Consider the following 20,134-nt stretch of genomic DNA (forward strand, 5'->3'; position numbering starts at 1 on the left):
CAGATGACCGCAGCGGTCAAGACTTATCCGGACTGGTCTTCTTCTTGGCGAAGCGCTTCTGGAAGCGTTCGACACGACCAGCCGCATCGATCAGTTTCTGCTTGCCGGTGAAGTACGGGTGACAGTTCGAGCAGATCTCGACCTTCAATTGCGCATCGGTGGATCGCGTCTTGAACGCGTTGCCACAGGCGCAGTGCACTTCGACCTCATGGTACTCGGGGTGGATTTCTGGCTTCATGATCTGTTCCTCTTGTGACGCCAGACGCCTGGCTCACCCTACCTGCCCCGGCATCGTACGGGGCGGCGAACGCAGGATTATAGGGAATCGTCCCCGACCCTGCAATTAACCCGCCATGCTCTCCAGAAATTCCTCATTGGTGGCCGTCTGACGCATCTTGTCCCTGAGGAGCTCCATGGCCTCGACGGAGGTCATCTCCTGAAGAACCTTGCGAAGCACCCAGGCCCGGTCGAGTTCCGTCTTGCTGAGGAGCAGCTCTTCCTTACGGGTCCCGGAGCGCAGAAGATCGATCGCCGGGAAGATCCGACGGTCGGCCAGTCGGCGGTCGAGGTTGATCTCCATGTTGCCGGTGCCCTTGAACTCCTCGAAGATCACATCGTCCATCCGCGACCCCGTATCGACCAGAGCGGTTGCCATGATCGTCAGGGAGCCGCCCTCCTCGACGTTGCGTGCCGTACCGAAGAACCGCTTCGGCTTCTGCAACGCGTTGGCATCCAGTCCACCGGACATCACGCGACCGGAGGCTGGGATAACGGCGTTGTACGCCCGTGCGAGTCGGGTCACCGAGTCCAGCAGCATGACAACATCGCGACCGGCCTCCACCTGACGCTTGGCCTTGGCCATGACCATCTCGGCGACCTGCACGTGACGGGTGGCCGGCTCGTCGAAGGTTGACGCGATGACCTCGCCCTTGATCGAGCGCTGCATGTCCGTCACCTCTTCGGGGCGCTCATCGATCAGCAGCACCAGCAGGACGGCGTCGGGATGATTGGTCGCGACTGCGTCGGCGATCGTCTGCATCAGCATCGTCTTACCGGCCCGTGGCGGCGAGACGATCAGACCACGCTGCCCCTTCCCGAGCGGCGTCATCAGATCCAGGACACGACCCGAGATATCTTCCACGCCCTCGATCTCGCAGCGGATCCGCTCTTCGGGGTACAACGGTGTCAGTTTGTCGAAGGCCTTGCGCTTGCGGATCTGCTCGGTCGGGAGATCGTTGACGCTCTCCACACGACCCAGCGCCAGGTAGCGCTCGTTGCTCTTCGGAAGTCGAATCTGTCCACGTACCGTGTCGCCGGTCTGCAGAGAGAATCGTCGGACCTGTGACGGCGAGACGTAGATGTCGTCGGGTCCCGGCAGGTAGCTGGCGTCGGGGGCCCTGAGGAAGCCGTAACCGTCGCTGAGCCGTTCGAGAACGCCGACCGCCGAGATCGTCTCGCGGTTGCGCGCATGAGCCTGAATGACCCGACAGAGCACATCGCGGTACGGCATGTTGCCGGCGCCGTTGACACGCAACGTCGCCGCGACCTTCACCAGCTCCGCAGGTGCGAGTTGCTTTATTTCCTGGATATCAATGTTCACGCTGCCCCGCTCCCCGCTTCGAAAAACTCTTCTCGAGTGCTCGCTCAAATTCTCGCCAGATCTCGCGAGTGCCGGTACCGGTCTCAGCCGAAGCCAGCAGACCGGGTGCGACTCCGTACTTGCCCGGCCAGTCCTTCACGACGCGCTCCGCGACCTTTCGTTTGTTTCCCGACATCTTGTCGGCCTTGGTCGCCGTCACGATGTACGGAATCTCCTTCGATTCCAGCCAATCACGCATCACCGCATCCAGCTCCGTGGGTGGACGCCGCGCATCAACCACGATCACCCCTAACGCGATGCTCTCTTTCGAGCGGACGAGGAACCCCTCGACCATCGGTGCCCAGGTCCGTCGTACGGCCTCGGGAACCTTCGCGTAGCCATAACCCGGCAGGTCGACGATCTGCCACGCCTCGTTGACGCGGTAGAAGTTGACCGTCTGTGTTCGTCCCGGACGCGACGAGGTCTTCGCCAGACCCTTGACGCCCAGAAGCCGATTGATCAGTGACGACTTACCGACGTTTGAACGACCCAGGAAAACGATCCGGGGCACGTCCATCTTGGGTTCGTCTTCGGCCTTAACGGCTGCCCGTTCGAACCGGCTCGACTGGATCTTCATTCAACTCTGAACACGTTTCAGTGCGTTGTCGGACCATCGGCGGGTGACCCTTCGTCAAAGCCCGCCTCTCGGTCGCCTTCTGCAATCTTGACGGGGGGTACCGGTCCGATCAATGCGAGCTTAAGAACCTCTTCCATTCGTTCAACGAGATGGAATGTGATCTTATCCCGGACATCGTCGGGGATCTCCGCCAGATCCTTCTCGTTCTCTTTCGGCAGGATCAGGGTATGGATGCCGTGGCGATACGCGGCCAACACCTTCTCCTTGAGGCCGCCGATCGGCAACACCTGCCCACGCAGCGTGATCTCTCCGGTCATCGCCAGATCCCCACGGACCGGCAGGTCGCTCACCAGCGACGCAATCGCCGTGGCGAGGCCCACACCCGCAGACGGTCCATCCTTCGGGATCGCGCCCTCGGGAAGGTGGATGTGGATGTCGTACTTACGAATGAACAGTGGATCCACACCAAGCCCCTCGGACTGGCTTCGGACGAAGGTCAACGCCGCCTGCGCCGACTCCTGCATGACATCGCCAAGCTGGCCGGTCAACGTGAGTCGTCCACGCCCCCGCATCAGCGTAGCCTCGATATCGAGGATCTCCCCGCCGGTCTCGGTCCATGCCAGACCTGCCACCACGCCGATGTGATCCTCTCGCTTGATATCCCCCGGCGCCCTGTAGCGGGCAATACCGAGTAGCTCGGCCGCCATCTCCTGTGTCACCGTGACGCCAGGCTCGAGATTCCCACCGACGACCTTGCGGGCCAGCTTGCGACAGACCGACGCGATCTCGCGTTCGAGATTGCGGACGCCGGCCTCCTTCGTGTAGCGCTCGATGATCTCTCGGATCGCTTTCGTTTCGAAGGTGACCTCGTGCTTGTGAATGCCGTGTTGCTTGATCTGTTTCGGAACGAGGTACTTCTCCGCGATCGCGATCTTCTCGAGCAGCGTGTAGCCGGGAAGACGGATGACTTCCATCCGATCCCGCAGCGCCGGCGGAATCGTGTGCATGACATTGGCGGTGGCCACGAACATCACGTCGGAGAGGTCGTACTCGCAGTCCAGGTAGTGATCCAGGAACGAGTGATTCTGCTCCGGGTCCAGAACCTCGAGCAGGGCCGCCGACGGATCGCCGCGGAAATCCGCCGCCATCTTGTCGACCTCATCCAGCAGGAAGACGGGGTTTCGCTTTCCCGCACGACGCATCATCTGAATGATCTGGCCGGGGAACGCTCCGATGTAGGTCCGGCGATGGCCGCGAATCTCGGCCTCGTCACGAACACCGCCGAGCGACAGGCGAACGAACTTGCGGTTAGTCGAACGGGCGATGGACTTGGCCAACGACGTCTTCCCGACACCGGGAGGGCCGACCAGACAGAGGATCGAGCCCTTCATCTTCTTGACCAGCTGCCGCACGGCCAGGAACTCGAGGATCCGCTCCTTGACCTTGTCCAGTCCGTAGTGATCCTCGTCCAGGATCGTCTGGGCCTTGTTAATATCCTTCAGTTCTCGTGACCGCTGTCCCCACGGGACCGCCAGCAACCACTCGAGATAGTTGCGCGAGACCGTCGCCTCGGCAGACACCGGCGGCATCACCTCGAAGCGCTTCAGCTCCTGCCCGGCCTTCTCCTTGGCCTCCTTGGACATCTTCGAGGTCTCGATCTTCTCTCGCAGATCCTCGACCTCGTTGGCGCGATCGTCCTTGCGACCCAACTCCGACTGGATCGCCTTGATCTTCTCGTTGAGGTAGTACTCCTTCTGAGCCTTCTCCATCTGCTTCTTCACGCGATGATGGATCTTCTTGTCGACACGCATCCGCTCGATCTCGTGATCCAGGTTGCGGGCGACCTCTTCCAGTCGATCGGCGGCCGACGGCGTCTCGAGGAGTGTCTGCTTGTCCTCGACGCTGACCGGGAGATGAGCCGCGATGGTATCCGCGAGTTTGCCCGGCTCCGTAATCCGCACCGTCGACAACATCGTCTCGTAGGGCAGCCCCGGGGCGTTCTTGATATAGCGCTCGAAGAGACCGCTGACTCGGGACATCAGCTCGCGGACCTCGTCGGTCACCTCGGCGTCTTCCTCGATGCCCTCGATCTCGACATCGAAGGAACCCTCGTCGTCCTCGGTGACCTTGAGGACCCGTGCGCGCTCGACGCCCTCGACCAACAGCTTGACGTTACCGTTGGGAAGCTTCAGGTGTTGCACGACGGACGCAACCGTCCCGACGATGTTGACATCATCGGGACGCGGGTCGTCCACCGTGGCGTTGCGCTGCGTCGACAGGAAGATCCTCTTGCCGGCGGCAAGCGATCGCTCTACCGCAAGTAAGGACGATTTCCGTCCGACGACGAACGGCACCATCGTGTGCGGGAAAACAACGATGTCCCGCAGGGGGACCATGGGCAGATGGATCGCGCCATCCTCGGCGGATGCCTTCGATTCAGACATTTAGAACTCCAGATACGGTCGTTCTGGGACGTTTTGGGACAGATACAGACGAGTCAACCTAGCCGGCCTTCTCCATGACGACCAACGGGTTGCTCTTATTGACTACGACGTCCTTGCTGACGACGACCTCCTTGACGTTCGTCTGCGACGGCAGATCGAACATCAGGTCGAGCATCAACTCTTCAAGGATCATTCGCAGACCGCGTGCACCGATCTTACGTTCGACGGCCTGCTGCGCGATCGCCTCCAGCGCGTCATCGGTGAAACGGAGATTGACATCTTCAAACTCGAAGATCTTGTGATACTGCTTCACCAGCGCATTGCGCGGCTCGGTGAGGATTCTAACCAATTGCGAGACGGTAAGCTCCGAAAGCGTTGCCGCCACCGGAAGCCGACCGACAAATTCCGGAATCAACCCATATCGAATCAGGTCCTGGGGTTCGACTTCGGCCAGCAGCTCCTGCACGTTTTTCTTGCTGCGGGTCTTGACGTCGGCCTTGAAGCCCATCGTCTTGCGGCCAAGGCGTCGTTCGATGATCTTTTCCAGACCGACGAACGCACCACCGACGACGAACAAAATGTTGGTGGTGTCGACCGGCACGAACTCCTGGTGCGGATGCTTGCGTCCACCCTGCGGGGGGACGTTGGCGACGGTCCCCTCGAGGATCTTCAGCAGTGCCTGCTGGACTCCCTCGCCGGAGACGTCACGGGTGATCGACGGGTTCTCACCCTTGCGGGCGATCTTGTCGATCTCGTCGATGTAGATGATTCCGCGCTGACACTTCTCGACGTCGTTGCCCGCGGCCTGCAACAACTTCAGAACGATGTTCTCAACATCCTCGCCGACATAGCCGGCCTCGGTCAGCGTTGTGGCGTCGACGATGGCGAACGGGACGGACAATAGCCGCGCAAGTGTCTGCGCCATCAGCGTCTTGCCGGAACCCGTCGGTCCGACGAGCAGGATGTTGGATTTCTGCAGCTCGACTTCGTTACGACGCTTGGAAGCGATCTCGTTGCGCTTGTAGTGGTTGTAGACCGCGACCGCCAGACGCTTCTTGGCGCTCTCCTGACCGATCACATACTCGTCGAGGAAGGCATTGATCTCTACGGGTTTCGGCAGACGCATCTTGCCGTCGTGCTCTTCGTTCTCCCGTTCCTCGGCGATGATGTCCAGGCAGATGTCGACGCACTCGTCGCAGATGTAGACCGTCGGTCCGGCAATCAGTTTGCGAACGTCGCGCTGACTTTTATTGCAGAACGAGCACTTTAGCCCTTCGCCTTCGCCCTTCTTGCGTGACATCTTTTTCCTCTCGCCGTTGCCGGCCACTATCGTTGCCGAACACCATTATCGTACAAATTGATAGAAGGTCTAGGAGCCGACCTCCATCGCGCTTCGGTCGACGATCACCTCGTCGACGAGACCATATTCCTTGGCCTGAACTGCATCCATGATGTAGTCACGATCCGTATCTTCCTGTATCCGCTTGAGACTCTGTCCGGTACTGTCGGCCAGGATCTTGTTGAGGGAGGTTCGGATCCTCAGGATCTCCTTGGCCTGGATATCGATATCCGACGCCTGACCCTGGGCACCGCCAAGGGGCTGGTGGATCACCACCCTCGCATTGGGTAACGCGAATCGCTTGCCTTTCGTTCCCGACGACAACAGAACCGCCGCCATGCTGGCCGCCTGACCCACACAAAACGTCGAGATATCGGGCTTGATGACCCGCATGGTGTCAAGGATCGCCAGACCGGCGGTCACCGAGCCGCCCGGGGAATTGATGTAAATCGAGACATCCTTCTCCGGATCCTCGGCCTCGAGGAACAGCAATTGCGCCACCACGACGTTGGCCAGGGCGTCATCGATCCCGTGACCGATAAAGATGATGTTGTCCTTGAGCAGCCTCGAATAGATATCGAAGGCGCGCTCGCCCCGACTGGTCTGTTCGACGACCATGGGAACCAGTGGCATCGCAGTTACTCCTCGTTTTTAATATTAGCAACGGAGGCGATCAAGTCAAGCGACTTCTCTCTAAGTAGTTGATTCTTAAGGGCTTGCATTGCGCCATGTTGACTCAATTGGTCCTTTGCCGCCTCCGGCTCGACGCCCATCTGGGCGGCGTCCCGGACGATCCGCTGGTCCATCTCGTCGTTGCTGACTTCCAGCGTCTCCTGCCGGGCGATCTCGTCCAGCAGGAGTTTGCCGTGGACGGTCATCCGGGCCGGCTCCTCCATCCGCTTCCGCATCTCGGCCCAGTCGACCTCCGCCGACTGCGGATCCATCCCCTGCTGCATCATCTGACGGACCGTCTCCTCCAGCCGCTGACGAACCTCGGCCTCGACCATCACTTCGGGTAAGACGATCGGATTGGCCAGGAGTAACTTGTCCATCAGCGACTGACGCATCTCCCGATCGGCCTGCTGGGTCTTGCGGGATTCCAGGTCCTCGCGGATTCTGGCGCGAAGTGCGTCGAGGGTCTCGAAGTCGCCGAGATCCTTGGCGAACTCGTCGTCCAACTCCGGCAACTCCCGTCGCTTGACCTCGTGAACCACCACCTTGTATTTGACCGACTTCCCGGCGACGATCTCGGAGCCGTAGTCGTCGGGATACTGGACGGTGAACTCCTTGGTCTCTTTGGCCTTCACCCCTTCGAGTGCGTCGTTGAAGGCCGGAAGGCTATCGGCGGAACCCAGTTCGATCATCATGCGCTCTTTCTCGAACGCTTCTCCGTCCTCCGGTTCTCCACGGAGGTCGCCGACCACCACATCCCCGGTCGACGCGGCACGCCCCTCCTCGGCGATCAGGTTGGCTCTGGCCTGACGGATCTCTTCCAATGACTTCTCGATCTCCTCGTCGTCGACGGTGGTCGATGGACGGGTTCCCTCGAGCTCTTTGTACTCGTTCAACTCGATGGGCGGCATGATCTCGAATGTGGTCTTGAAGCTGAGCGGCTTGCCGTCTTCGAACTCCAGATCCTCGAGGGTCGGTTCGCCCAACGGCTGGAGCCCCTTCTCCTTGGTCGCCTCGTGATAGTACCGAGAGACGACCCGGTCCCGCACGTCCTCGCGGATCTCTTTGCGGAATCGGTTCCGCACCAGATCCAGCGGCACCTTGCCCGCGCGGAAGCCCGGGATCCTGGCCTTCTTGGCGTACTCCCGAACGGTATTCTTGAGTTCGTCGTCGATGATGTCCGCAGGGACCTCGATCTTCAGACTCTTCTTGACGACACTGTGATCCGTCAGTTCGACTTTCATCGTGCGCGGCCCTTTCCTGGTGCGAGAGGGGGGAGTCGAACCCCCACGAGTTGCCCCACTGGATCCTAAATCCAGCGCGTCTACCAGTTCCGCCACTCTCGCGTTATGGAGCAGCGATTCTAGACCATGACGAGTGGGTATGTGGTGAGCCGCGGAGGAATCGAACCTCCAACCCGCAGATTAGCAAGACGATGCCGCCGCGTCGATCGCAATTGGCTCAGGACCCGACATGAACGGTGCCCCGATACCTTAGAGAGTTTCTCGGGCGTGTTCCACTGCCCGTCGACCCCGCGCCGGGCTTAGAAGTTTACCGAGCTCACCTCCCCGAGGATCGAATTACCCTGCGAGAACCGATCCTTACTCGAAATACGCCAATCCGAATTCCAATTCGAACGCGGTCGGAGGAGTTGTTAAGGGATCAAAATTCTCCACGCGTTGAGATGTAATACTGTGCTTCTCGATTGGATCATCGAAATCCAAATCGTCAAAGAACACATTCAATAATACCGTCAACGGGTTGAACTCGCCTGAGTGGTAACAACCTAGCTCGGCGAGCTCTCGTAGCTCGGCCTGAAATTTGACTGATACGTCCTCAAGCAACATCACTGCCGCTACGCGTACAGAGGGAGGATAATCCTGGATTGAGTTAAAAGAACTCTCAAGTTCCTGATATGTCCAGGAAACTGCGTCACCACCGAATGATATTCGCTGTTCCACTTCAAAGTCACTCTCGATGGTAAGAGTCTCGCCTTGGGAAAGAGATTCTATCGTCATTAGATATGAGCCAGCTTCGTCCGACTGCGTCGCGCGGATGACCAGACGGGTACCATCAATTTCCAATAACTGTCGGTATGTAAACGGCAGCGCGGGATCCGTTCGGATGAAAGTGAACTTCGCGATTGCTTCGCCAGTTGAGTGTTGAATTCCTGTGTGATCTTTAGTCCACACCTGTGCGCTTGTGACAGGCACAAATACTAAGATTGCCGCAATCACGATAAATAGGTTTTTCATTTTCGCATCCTCAATTCGGAACGTCTTTTCCGCAATCTAACTTGCACTGGTCGTAATTTCTTTGGATTGTCGTGGCCGCCCAACTCCTAGCCCACCAAGGAGTCTTCCTACGGGTCGTCTTCTTTTGACCGGCACAGCACCCGTCGCATTCAGAATTAGTTGCACAGTATGTTTGGCAACATGTGACTTCGCTTTGTTTGCTCTTGCTGCACTCGGGGCACGTATCTGGTGGCTCTCCTGGAGATGCGATCAAGACGAATGGCGCAAATAGAATCAGAAGTGCAACCAACCGAACTGAATATGCTCGGAAATAGCTCATAAGGATTGACTCCTCACTAGTAATGTAATTTGGCGACAGGTGTTACTGTAAGAATAGTATCTTTTGGCGGTCAGCGTCAATCGCCTTGCCATGAGGATGTGGTCGATTGGCGCAGCCGTTCAGCTTCGCCCTCACGGATTTGAGACTGCAAAGCTTGCAAAAAGAATCCCACCTGCCGAAACGAGCCGGAGAGCGAGGTCCCTGGTATGGCTGTCAACCACCGTTGCAGACGTGGAAATTCTCCTGATGGGGAGTCAAGGAATCCGAGCGGCGACGACCTACCACTTGTTACTCGGGTCCGCCTGCGCGATGGATGATTTAAGCGTGATCGATGTGGTGAGCCGCGGAGGAATCGAACCTCCAACCCGCAGATTAAGAGTCTGCTGCTCTGCCAATTGAGCTAGCGGCCCGTACAGCGTCTTCGCAGGCGGAAATGTAGCACATGCGGTAGGGTTAACCCATGAATCGATCGACCGTCATGGCGCTGGGTTTGGCCCTCGTGTTCGTCTGCCACCCAGCCGCCGCACAGATCGCCGGACTGTCCTGCGAAAGCGACACTCGGGACCTGGTCGAGCTGGTCCTGGAGACGCTGAATGTCCGCGCGGTCCACTGTGAAGAGAGGGCCGAGGACCCCCTCCTGATCTGCGCCGGCTACAGTCGCGGCTTCAGTGCATTCAAGTCCGACATGGAAGATCTCTTGCGTCGGACGACGATTCCCGACGAGCTGAAGCCGCTGAGTCCATGGCGGCTGGACGGGCAGGCCTACCTACGGCGATGGCATCTCGAGGAGTGCCAGATCGATCTGAAGTTGGACGAGAAAGCAGGGCTACTGACCGTTGCCGTGAGTCACTACATCGAGCCGGACGAAGAGCCCGATTGACCCGATCATCCGATCAGTGGTACGCCCGGAGAGACTCGAACTCCCGACCCTCTGGTTCGAAGCCAGATGCTCTATCCAACTGAGCTACAGGCGCATACACCGACGATCACAAAATGGGGTGAGTGATGGGGCTCGAACCCACGACAGCCAGATCCACAATCTGGAGCTCTACCAACTGAGCTACACCCACCATCTATGGTGGTCCCGAATTCACGGAACCGGCCGAGTATATCGCCCGGTTCCAGCCCCTGCCAGCTAGCCTCTCTTCAGCGAGTCGCGGATCTCGGTCAGCAGGAGTTCTTCGTTGGACGGCTTCGGCGGCTCTGCCGGCTTGGCCTCTTCTTCCTTCTTCATCTTGTTGATGGATCGGACCATCATGAAGACGGCGAAGGCGACAATGATGAAGCTGATGATGTTGTTGATGAAGACGCCGTAGTTGATCGTGGCGGCACCGGCCTCCTTGGCGGCGTCCAGGGACTCGTAAGCCCCGTCACCGAGAACATAGAACAGGTTGGCAAAGTCGACCCCGCCCATCAGCTTGCCGACCGGCGGCATGATGACGTCCGAGACCAGACTCTTGACGATGGTCCCGAAGGCTCCACCGATGATGATGCCCACCGCCATGTCGACGACGTTGCCCTTCACCGCAAACTCTCTGAATTCCTTGAACATGAGTTCCCCTCCGGGTCCTGGACCCACAGATTGACTTGTCACGTTTCTTGTATCCCGGCCGAGACGACCCTGTCTAGCGTTTTCGGCCATGTACTAGGATGCCTCGATGGCCGAGACCCGCTGCATTCCCATAGGCCCGTTTCGCCTGGAGATTGAGAAGATTCGGGGTTCCCGCTTCATCGCCTCGGTCTCTTCGTTCTGCTGCGACGACGATCGAGAGCCACAGATCGCCCCCCTGCGGGCGGAATTCCCCACGGCCAACCATCACTGCTGGGCCTGGCGGGATGGCGACGCGTTCCGTTACGGCGACGATGGCGAACCGTCAGGCTCCGCCGGTCGTCCGATCCTGCAACAGATCGATGGACATGGTTTCGATCGAACCTGTGTGGTGGTCACCCGGATCTTCGGTGGCACCAAGCTGGGTGTCGGTGGCCTGATGCGGGCCTACGGTCAGGCGGCCCGGGAGGCGTTGGATCTCTGCCCGTCGGAGCCGCTGATCGAGCGGGAGACGATCGTCATCGAGTTTCCCTATGACCGGGAGGGCGCGGTCCAGTCGGTGGTGCAAGCCCACGGCCTGAGCCCGTCCCGATCCGAGTACGGCGAGTCGATCCGACTCTCCTTCGAGGTGCCGAGGGCCCAGGTCGAACCGTTCCTGGCGGATCTGATGGAGCGTTGCGCGGGAAAACTGAACGTACGGAGGGGCTAAATTTCCCCCGTTACGTTGTCCAGCGAATGGGTCAGTACCTATTTGAAGGCCCGACTGGAGACCCACCATGCGAAAGAAGATCCTCCGACCGATCCTCGTCACGCTGCTCGCCGCCCTCGTACCCATCGGCGTCGGTCTTGCGGTGGACTGCGACACCAACGGCATCGAGGACGCGTGCGATCTGGACTGCGGTGTGGCCATGGGCCCCTGCGACGTGATGGGCTGCGGGCAGGCGTCGGATTGCGACGCGAACCTCGTTCCCGACAGCTGCCAGCTGACGGAGATCGCAGGCGGTTGTTCCTTCCCCAGCGTGCTTCGTGACAACGGGACGACCACCCTCGACTCGGATTTCCTCGGCCCCCCCGATGACACCTTCTTCGGGATCGGCGGACAGGTTGTCACGTGGGAGTTGACCTGCGGCGTGGTCGTCGACGGCCCCGGACCCGACATCACACTTTACGAGGTGTCGGAGTCGTCGGTGGAGTTCACCAAGGTGGATCTGCTCGCAAGTTTCGACGGGATTGTTTTTGTCAGCCTGAAAGCCACGGAGACCGTGCCGGTCGAAATCCCCGGCGATGAGATTCACGGCGACCGAAGATTCTCTCGATCCTACGACCTGGCCGGATCGGGACTTGTGGGCGCGCGATTCGTGCAGGTCGACGGCACCGGGACAAGTGCCTCGAGCGCCACCGCCGGGTTCGATCTGGATGCGGTCGGCTTCGTCAACATCGCCTCGGGCGATTGCGACAACAGCGGAACCCTCGATGCCTGCGAGGCCTTGCAAGACTGCAACGGGAACGGCGTTCCTGAGAGCTGCGAAGTCACGCTGGGCAGCGTCGACGACTGCGATACCAACGGCACCGCCGACACCTGCGACACCCTCGGTGGTACCGACGATTGCGATGGCGACACCGTCCCCGACGTGTGCGAACAGGACTGCAACACCAATACGACCCCCGACGACTGCGACATCGCCGCCGCGACCAGCGACGACTGCAACGGAAACCTCGTCCCCGACGAGTGCGACCTGCTGTCGACCAGCGCCACCATTGCGGGATCGTTGTTTGGCGTCAGTGGAAGCTTCGACCCGACGTTTACCGCCCCCGCGGCCTTCCCCAGCTCCAGCGCCATCTCGGTGTCCGTCGACGCCCTGTCCGACCTGGGTTCCAGCAACGAATTCCTCGAGCTGTCGATCAACAGTGTCCCGCTCCTGACTCTGTTCGATACGACGGGTCAGCAGTGTCTGCTGACCAATGATATGGGCGTGATCGATGGCGATCTGTTCAACGACGCGCTCGCGGGCGGCGATGCGGTGGTTGGACTGCCGGCCCCAAGTACGGTCGCCCAGAATGACTGTGAAAGTCCCAATGCGACCGTGATGCTCAGCTATACACCCATCGTCGATTGCAATACGAACGGTGCGCTGGACGCATGCGAGATCGCCAACGCGACAAGCACCGACCTCAACCTGAACGGCATCGCGGACGACTGCGAGCTGGACTGCAATGGGAACCTGGCTCCCGACGACTACGACCTGGCTCAGGGAATAAGCCTGGACTGCAACGCCAACCTGATCCCCGACGAATGCGATGTCGTGACCGTCAGCCTGGACTGCAACGGGAACATCGTCCCCGACGAGTGCGAGATCGACTGCAACAGCAACAGTGTTCCCGACGACTGCGACATTGTCGCCATGACCAGTCTCGACTGTGACGGCAACGTCATCCCCGATGAGTGCGATCTTGTGGTCGGCATGGGTGGCTGCCCATTCCCACGTCTTCTTCTGGATAACGGAACGACCACCGTCGATTCGGACTTCCTGGGCGCCCCCGACGACACCTACTTCGGCATCGGTGGCCAGATCGTCACGTTTGAATTCGATTGTGGCTTTGTCACCGACGGTCCCGGCGGGGACTTCAATATCTACGAGGTGAGCACAAGCAGCGTCGAGTTCAACGATATCGAAGATGTCCTCGTCAGCGCCGATGGTGTCACGTTCATTAGCGTCCATTCGACCGAAGGACCGATGGTCAACATCCCCGGCGACGAGGTACATGCCAACAACAACTTCGGGCGCTCCTACGACATCTTCGCCACGGGCCTCAACGCCGTTCGGTTTATCCGGATTGACGGTGTCGGGACCGGCTCATCCGGCACCAGTTCCGGTTTCGACCTGGACGCCATCGGCGCCATCCATCGCGCCGACATCGACTGCGATGGAGGAGGCGTTCCCGATCAGTGCGAGGCGTTCACCGACTGCAACGCCAACGGTCTCAAGGACAGCTGTGAGATAAGTCTGGGTCTAACGGATGATTGCACCATGAACGGGACGTTGGACTCCTGCGAAGTCGCCGGTGGCGCCGCCGACGTGGATGCAGACTGGATCCCGGATAGCTGCGAACCGGACTGCAACAACAACAATGTGCCCGACCACTACGACATCGAGCAGCTCACCAGTGTCGACTGCAACGACAACATCGTGCCCGACGAGTGCGACCTGTCGTCCGGCAGCATCCCGGACTGCAACAATGACAACATCCCGGATGACTGTCCGGTCTGCGGGACCGTCGAGGTCGTGTTCATCGTAGACTCCTCGGCTTCCATGAATGACGAGGGAAACGCGCTCTGTGCCGAGTTGTCAAACGTGGTCGCGGAACTCCAGGCCAATCTGGTAACTGTCGACGTAGAGATCTTGGGGATCCTGGAAACGGCGTACGGATGTCTCACGGATTTCGTCGGGAACCTTTACGGCACCGCCGTGCCGGGGACGCCTCCTGTGGGTCAGGAGATCCTGGGCGACCCCTGTGGCGTCAACGAAAACGAGGACTGGGGTCTTGCCACCTCCATCGTGGCCGGTCTCAAGCCGTGGCAGGCGGACTCGGTGCGCCTGATCGTTCCGATCAGCGACGAGGGTCCCCGCTGTGGTAACCCGGTGACCGATCCCGGCAGCGATCGCGATGCCATCAATCACGCCATCGGTCAGGCCCGCGCGAACGATGTCATCGTCTCACCGGTGGCCGGTACCGGTTCGTCCGCCAGTCTGCTCTCGATCATGGATGTGATCGCCGACGCCACCGACGGTCAGACCTTCTCGACGGTGGATCCCGATCTCGATCTGGCCGGGGGGATTATCGACACCATCGAGGCCGCCTGTCTCTCGCGATCCGATTGCAACGGAAACACGATCCCCGACGACTGCGACCTGGTCGACATGACCAGCCAGGACTGCAACATGACCGGTCGTCCCGACGAGTGCGAGGACGACTGTAACGCCAACGGACTGGCCGACAGCTGCGACCTGATCAACATGACCAGTTTCGATGTCAACGCCAACACCGTCCCCGACGAATGCGAGGGGCTGGTCTTGACCGGTGACGGCACCGACTGGAACTGGACCGGTATCCCCGGCGCCATCGGCTTCGATCTGATTCAGGGAACGTTGTCGACGCTGCAGGGGTCGGCCGGCGACTTCGCCGTCGCCACCGACCAGTGTGTGGTCAACGACACGGCCGGCATGACCTGGCCCGACGGGCCGGTGCCCGGCTCCGGTGAGGCCTACTGGTATCTGGTCCGCGGAGTGATCGGCGTCATCGACCTGACGTACGACACCTTCGATGCCGGCCTGATCCAGAGTCGTGATGCCGAGATCGTGGCCTCCGGGGTCTCCTGCCCCTAGAGGATCCCGTACCGCTTCAGGAGCGGCCAGGTGAGACCGGTGACGGTCCACTTGTGCCACTTCTTGATGCGGGGTCGCCAGGCGTCGTCGGGTCGTAGCTCCACGTTGCCCGTCATGAAGCGGTTGGGGTTTCCTGCCACGGTGTGATCCGGCGTCATGCAGATCTCCCGCTCCGACGTGAACGCGGAGAGGGATCGGTCTTCATCGAGGAACTTCAGCAGCGCTTCCGTGTGGGTCCGCGGCTGTTCCATGAACTGCTCGTAGCGCATCCGCAGGTAGGGCGCACTCCCCTTCCGCCACAGCATGTCCCCGGCCAGGTTCCAGGTGACCCACAGTGCCGAGGTCCTCGCCGGGCTGAGTCTCCTCATCGTCTCCTTGTCGGAGCCGCCGTCGGGCTGCAACTTGTTGGCCTTCTGCCACGAGTAGGCGACGGCCCGTGGATCGCGAATCAGATGCACGATATGCAGATCGATGGACGGGATCAGGCTGAGGGTGTGGAGATAGGTCGGTAGCTTGGAGGAATCGACGAGGACTTTGGAGCCGGTCTCCGCCGCCACTGCGTGGTACAGCTTCTCGGTGTTCTCCAGGTAGTAGCCCAGCCGTTCCCGTTTCTTTCTGTCGTTGTTGGGTAGGTAGAGCGACGGGATGTGACGGGTACGCACATGGGCGTCGTGCTCGCGGATCATCTTGGCCGCATCGACCGTGTCGAAACCACCGAAGGCTCGGTTGAAGACTTTGGTCCAGAACGGGCAGTCGCGGAATTTTGCGTCACAACCGCAGAGTCGGTTCTCGATGATGTGACGATCCCAGACCTGACGGATCTCGCCGATGGAGAAGAAGCCGTCGATCTGACCCAGGATCCGGTTGAGCACCGTGGTGCCGCTGCGACCGGAACCCAGGATGTAGACGACCTTGATCTTGTTCGTCGTTGGCATGGAACGCGGGCTCTCCTGCGCCGCAGAATTTGGTACGCCTGCCAGGACTCGAACCTGGGACCCTCGGCTTAGAAGGCCGATGCTCTATCCAGCTGAGCTACAGGCGCCTAGTTGCAGCCGTGAGGGTATCCGTCAGGTGCTTTGGCTTCAAGTGACATCGCATACGGTGCTCGCAGCCTCGACTGCCGGGATCTCCCAACTCGATCAATCTGCGGCGGCCCGTAACAGCAAGGAGATACCCGTCTCCGACGGGGGCCTGTTTGAGCAATTGCGAGCGATGACTGCAGAGCTTGCGTCCGGAATTGCCCACATCCGAGTGGCATTCCAGAAGCTAATAGTCAAATGGGACTAAAGTTGTCCTCTTCTCCGCACCTCATTCCCGGTCATTTTGGTTATAAGAAGAGCAACTGCCCCAGGGGGTTCGCGTGGCACGACTGAAGCGAATCACGCCCGTCAACTTGTCGATCCATTCCATCCGTCGACCGACACTAGAGAGGCCGTTAGAGGAGTAGACCTATGTCCACGGGCAACGTGTTCCTGTTTCCGGTTCTACTCGGAATGGTTTTCATGAATCCGCTGCCCGCCCAGGCCGATGAGGCAGACGTTGGGACCCACGAACTGGCGGGGCCCGTGCAGGTCCTATGGGAAGCTCGGGATAATAGTAGTGTGACGACGGGAGTGATTCGCTGGATCAGCGGATCACTTGCGGTGAGCCCGGACGGGTCGACGGTGTTCGCCACCGGACAAGTGGGCCTCGGGGACGCGGCCGACTACGCCACCCTCGCTTACCACGCTGGGACGGGCGAGCAGATCTGGAGCGTCCGGTATGACGGACCCGCCTCGCGTGTGGACGCCGCCGAATCGATCGCCGTGAGTCCCGACGGCTCGACGGTGTTCGTCACCGGATACTCGCGGGGCCTCGGAACCGGTCCGGACTACGCCACTCTCGCATACGACGCTGCGACGGGTGAGCAGGTTTGGAGCGCGCGGTATGACGGACCGCATTCACGCACCGATGCCGCCGAATCACTCGCGGTGAGCCCGGACGGCTCGACGGTGTTCGTAACCGGTAGGTCGGGTGGCTTTCTCATCAACCCCTGGGACTACGCCACCGTAGCCTATGATGCCGCGACGGGTGAGCAGGTCTGGAGCGTGCGCCATAACGGACCAGGCACCTCACTAGGAGGATTCACGCCCGCTGCCTCTCTCGACGTGAGCCCGGACGGGTCGACGGTGTTCGTTAGCGGGAGCTCCTTTCGCTTCCCCCAACGCAACGACTACATCACCCTCGCCTTCGACGCTGCCACGGGCGAGCAGACATGGAGTGCGAGGTATGACGGGCCACCTTCATACACCGACCTCGGCTCATCACTCGCGGTGAGTTCGGACGGATCCACGGTGTTCGTCAGCGGATTTTCGGTTAACACCGAAGAAGAAGGCTGGGACTACACCACCCTCGCCTACGACGGTGAGACCGGCGAGCAATCCTGGATCGCACACTATGGCGGATCCTCATCGAGCATTGACCGCGCCCGCTCAATCGCGGTCAGCCCGGACGGCTCGGCGGTATTCGTCACTGGAGAGTCGGCAGAGGACCTCAATGAGCGGTACGACTACGTCACCCTTCGCTATGACGCCGCCACGGGTGAGCAGGTCTGGAGAGCGCGGTATGACGGACCGGGTTTGGACGCGGACTTCGCTACATCGCTCGCACTGAGCCCGGATGGGTCGACGGTGATCGTTCACGGCTCCTCAACGGGGACCGAAGGCGGCCTGGACTACGCCACCCTCGCCTACGATGCCGAGACGGGTGAGCAGGTCTGGAGCGCGCGGTATGACGGACCGGCTTCAGACCGGGACCTCGCTCGCTCAATCGCAGTGAGCCCGGACGGTTCGACGGTGTTCGTTAGCGGATACTCGAAGGGTGTCGAAACCTCAGACTTCGCCACCGTGGCCTATTCGCTTGTCCGGTACGTCGCTATCGACATCCGCCCCCGCAGCATCAACCCTGGGAGTCGAGGTGTCATACCTGTTGCACTGCTCGGCAGCGACGAGTTCAACGTGTCCGACATGGATGTTGCCACGTTGCGCTTTGGACCTGACGAGGGCGCCTGTAGACACGACCTGACCGACCCGTTCACTTTCAGCGAGCACCTGAAGGACATGAACCTCGACGGCAACATGGACCTCATGTTGCACTTCAACACGCAGGACACTGGAATCCTGTGTGGCGAGACGGAAGCTACGCTCTGGGGAGTTCTGCTGGGCGGAAGTCCGTTCGAAGGCACTGACAGCCTCCAAACCGTTGGCTGCAAATCGAGCAGTCGATGAGCGCCCTCGTAATTTCGCGTTCTTCTGTCAAATCACGATGGGGTAATGCCTTGCTCTGAAGGCCGATGCTCTATCCAGCTGAGCTACAGGCGCGTGTTCATCGCCGTGAGGGTATCCGTCAGGTGCTCGGGCTTCAAGTCGGTAGATCGGGGCGTGGCCAGAATCTGGGCGTCGCCAAGAACCGATCGCCACACCAATAACAATTCATCGTAACTCTGGAAAGTGTCCAGGAAACCCGGAGCGATTCAAGTCTGGCGTAACGAAGTGGTCAGTATCAGGAAAGCAATAGTCCGGACACGTCTCACTTAAGCTCGACAAGCACCAGTTCAAACGGCTCATCGCCGATGTTCTTGGGTAGATGCTGATCCGCAGCCGCGAACCCATGTTGACCGGCATGGCTTTGCATTTCTTCGGAAGATCCGTCGGCTGCCCCCATCTCCGAGTGGATGTCGGTCAGGAACACCGCCACATTGTCCGGGTGGTAATGCATGACCGACTCTTCTCCCGGCCCGTAAGCGATTCGAATTACTCGCACCGATTCGTTCTCGAACTCCAGCGTGTAGTGATCCGAGTCCACGACCGTCGGGTCTGGACCCATCTCAGCAGTCGCAGTTGCACTGCCTGATTTCAGTTCGACCAACATCAGTTCCATCGGACTGTCTCCGATGTTCCGAGGGAGATGTTGTCCCGCCGGGGAGAACATATGTTGGCCGGTCTGCTGGGCCAATTCTTCGGACGATCCGTCGGGTAGTCCCATCTCGACGAGACTGTCGGTCAGGAACACCGCCACGCTATCCGGGTGATAGTGCATGACCGACTCTTCGCCCGGACCGTAGCTGATTCGAACCAGTCGCACTCGATCGTTTTCGAACTCGATTTTGTAGTGACCCGCGTCCACAACCGTCGGGTCCGGGTTCGTTTCCTCTGCAGGCGTTGTGTCCGCGTATCCGTTATCGGATTCAGGCGCCGAACAAGACACCAACGCAAACACAGCGAACGTGATCACTAGTAACAAGGTCCACGTACGATTCATGAGCACCCCTCTGGTTCGAATACCGTTTCATCGGTAGAAGCCTACTCGCGATGCAAAGGAGAATTCAACCCCCGGGAAAATGGGTCATTTGTTTACCGCAATTCCCCATTTTTCCTCCGGCCGCCGCGGGCCGTTTTCAGCCTTCTGACGAAGTCGTGGCGTTAACGTAAGGACGTATTGTTGAACCCTTGACTTCGCAAAGAGCCTGAATTGGACGCTCGATCGACCCCGCCGAGTTCCTACTGAAAACCCACTCTCCCCCACCCCATTGACCGTCTTCCTCGCGTTACTCGCACTTCCCTGAATCCCAAAAACACAAAAGCCCCACCGTAACTTCGCGGTATTTCGCCAAATCGCGATGGGGCTATCTAACGCTTTGAAGGCCGATGCTCTATCCAACTGAGCTACAGGCGCGTGTTCACCGCCGTGAGGCTCTCCGTCAGGTGCTCTGGCTTCAAGTGGGGATATCGTGTGGTCTGCATCGAGGCGTGGCCTAGGGCCTCGCCGGATCTTCTCCAGCGCCACGCCGCTCTGGACTAATCCAGGCGACCGTCGTGTGACGCAGCGTGTGGAACCTGGCGTCGTCGATGCCGGCGCGACATATGTGGAACCAGGTTTGCGTGCTGATCCGGTTCCTTTCCCGCTCATCACTCGTC

15 protein-coding genes and 5 tRNA genes are annotated in these 20,134 nt (G+C 59.9%); 4 read left to right on the forward strand and 16 right to left on the reverse strand.

The window, feature by feature from the left end:
- Positions 1-16: 16 nt before the first annotated feature.
- From rpmE to OES25_02950, 10 genes are all read right to left on the reverse strand, one after another.
- On the reverse strand, positions 17-238 hold the full coding sequence (gene rpmE, locus OES25_02905; GenBank protein MDH3626593.1) for a 50S ribosomal protein L31: 222 nt from the start codon (positions 236-238) through the stop codon (positions 17-19).
- A 105-nt stretch (positions 239-343) separates the two neighbouring features.
- Positions 344-1,648: a transcription termination factor Rho gene (gene rho / locus OES25_02910; GenBank protein ID MDH3626594.1), complete on the reverse strand. Its 1,305-nt coding sequence runs from the start codon at positions 1,646-1,648 to the stop codon at positions 344-346.
- A complete protein-coding gene (gene yihA, locus OES25_02915; GenBank protein MDH3626595.1) occupies positions 1,590-2,216 on the reverse strand; it encodes a ribosome biogenesis GTP-binding protein YihA/YsxC in 627 nt (208 codons plus the stop codon). Before yihA ends, rho begins: the two co-directional genes overlap by 59 nt.
- Positions 2,217-2,233: 17 nt before the next feature.
- The gene (lon, locus tag OES25_02920) at positions 2,234-4,660 is read right to left on the reverse strand and encodes an endopeptidase La (protein MDH3626596.1); all 2,427 of its coding nucleotides are present in this window, start codon (positions 4,658-4,660) and stop codon (positions 2,234-2,236) included.
- Positions 4,661-4,718: 58 nt separating this feature from the next.
- Positions 4,719-5,960 (reverse strand): ATP-dependent Clp protease ATP-binding subunit ClpX, encoded by a 1,242-nt coding sequence (gene clpX / locus OES25_02925; GenBank protein MDH3626597.1) that lies wholly within the window; start codon positions 5,958-5,960, stop codon positions 4,719-4,721.
- Positions 5,961-6,029: 69 nt separating this feature from the next.
- Positions 6,030-6,632, reverse strand: a complete 603-nt coding sequence (gene clpP / locus OES25_02930) for an ATP-dependent Clp endopeptidase proteolytic subunit ClpP (GenBank protein ID MDH3626598.1) — start codon at positions 6,630-6,632, stop codon at positions 6,030-6,032.
- 5 nt (positions 6,633-6,637) lie between these two features.
- Positions 6,638-7,915: a trigger factor gene (gene tig / locus OES25_02935; protein MDH3626599.1), complete on the reverse strand. Its 1,278-nt coding sequence runs from the start codon at positions 7,913-7,915 to the stop codon at positions 6,638-6,640.
- Positions 7,916-7,932: 17 nt separating this feature from the next.
- Positions 7,933-8,017 (reverse strand) — tRNA-Leu (locus tag OES25_02940).
- 255 nt (positions 8,018-8,272) lie between these two features.
- The gene (locus OES25_02945) at positions 8,273-8,926 is read right to left on the reverse strand and encodes a hypothetical protein (protein ID MDH3626600.1); all 654 of its coding nucleotides are present in this window, start codon (positions 8,924-8,926) and stop codon (positions 8,273-8,275) included.
- Positions 8,927-9,579: 653 nt separating this feature from the next.
- Positions 9,580-9,655 (reverse strand) — tRNA-Lys (locus tag OES25_02950).
- Positions 9,656-9,705: 50 nt separating this feature from the next.
- Between OES25_02950 and OES25_02955 the strand changes: the two genes are divergently transcribed.
- Complete coding sequence (locus tag OES25_02955; GenBank protein MDH3626601.1) at positions 9,706-10,125, forward strand: hypothetical protein; 420 nt, start codon at positions 9,706-9,708, stop codon at positions 10,123-10,125.
- 17 nt (positions 10,126-10,142) lie between these two features.
- Here the strand turns inward: OES25_02955 and OES25_02960 are convergent.
- The 3 genes from OES25_02960 to mscL all read right to left on the reverse strand — a co-directional run bounded on the left by OES25_02960 (position 10,143) and on the right by mscL (position 10,797).
- Positions 10,143-10,219 (reverse strand) — tRNA-Arg (locus OES25_02960).
- 20 nt (positions 10,220-10,239) lie between these two features.
- A tRNA-His gene (locus tag OES25_02965) sits at positions 10,240-10,315 on the reverse strand.
- A gap of 65 nt (positions 10,316-10,380) precedes the next feature.
- Positions 10,381-10,797 carry a large conductance mechanosensitive channel protein MscL gene (mscL, locus tag OES25_02970; protein MDH3626602.1) on the reverse strand — a complete coding sequence of 139 codons (417 nt, stop codon included), beginning with the start codon at positions 10,795-10,797 and terminating at the stop codon, positions 10,381-10,383.
- Positions 10,798-10,903: 106 nt separating this feature from the next.
- Here mscL and OES25_02975 point away from each other — a divergent pair, with 106 nt between their 5' ends.
- On the forward strand, positions 10,904-11,503 hold the full coding sequence (locus OES25_02975) for a YigZ family protein (GenBank protein ID MDH3626603.1): 600 nt from the start codon (positions 10,904-10,906) through the stop codon (positions 11,501-11,503).
- A gap of 67 nt (positions 11,504-11,570) precedes the next feature.
- Positions 11,571-15,179 carry a hypothetical protein gene (locus OES25_02980; protein ID MDH3626604.1) on the forward strand — a complete coding sequence of 1,203 codons (3,609 nt, stop codon included), beginning with the start codon at positions 11,571-11,573 and terminating at the stop codon, positions 15,177-15,179.
- Here the strand turns inward: OES25_02980 and OES25_02985 are convergent.
- Together OES25_02985 and OES25_02990 are read right to left on the reverse strand one after the other, a co-directional pair.
- Positions 15,176-16,114 (reverse strand): sulfotransferase, encoded by a 939-nt coding sequence (locus tag OES25_02985; protein MDH3626605.1) that lies wholly within the window; start codon positions 16,112-16,114, stop codon positions 15,176-15,178. The genes OES25_02980 and OES25_02985 overlap by 4 nt on opposite strands.
- A 30-nt stretch (positions 16,115-16,144) precedes the next feature.
- Positions 16,145-16,221: transfer RNA gene (locus OES25_02990), tRNA-Arg, on the reverse strand.
- A gap of 409 nt (positions 16,222-16,630) precedes the next feature.
- Here OES25_02990 and OES25_02995 point away from each other — a divergent pair.
- Positions 16,631-18,445: a PQQ-binding-like beta-propeller repeat protein gene (locus OES25_02995; GenBank protein MDH3626606.1), complete on the forward strand. Its 1,815-nt coding sequence runs from the start codon at positions 16,631-16,633 to the stop codon at positions 18,443-18,445.
- Positions 18,446-18,746: 301 nt separating this feature from the next.
- On the opposite strand, the gene OES25_03000 is transcribed toward OES25_02995, so the two are convergent.
- Entirely contained in the window at positions 18,747-19,478 is a 732-nt protein-coding gene (locus OES25_03000; protein ID MDH3626607.1) for a hypothetical protein, read from the reverse strand.
- Positions 19,479-20,134: the final 656 nt, after the last annotated feature.

This window comes from Acidobacteriota bacterium (assembly GCA_029861955.1).
Taxonomy (GTDB): domain Bacteria; phylum Acidobacteriota; class Polarisedimenticolia; order Polarisedimenticolales; family Polarisedimenticolaceae; genus JAOTYK01.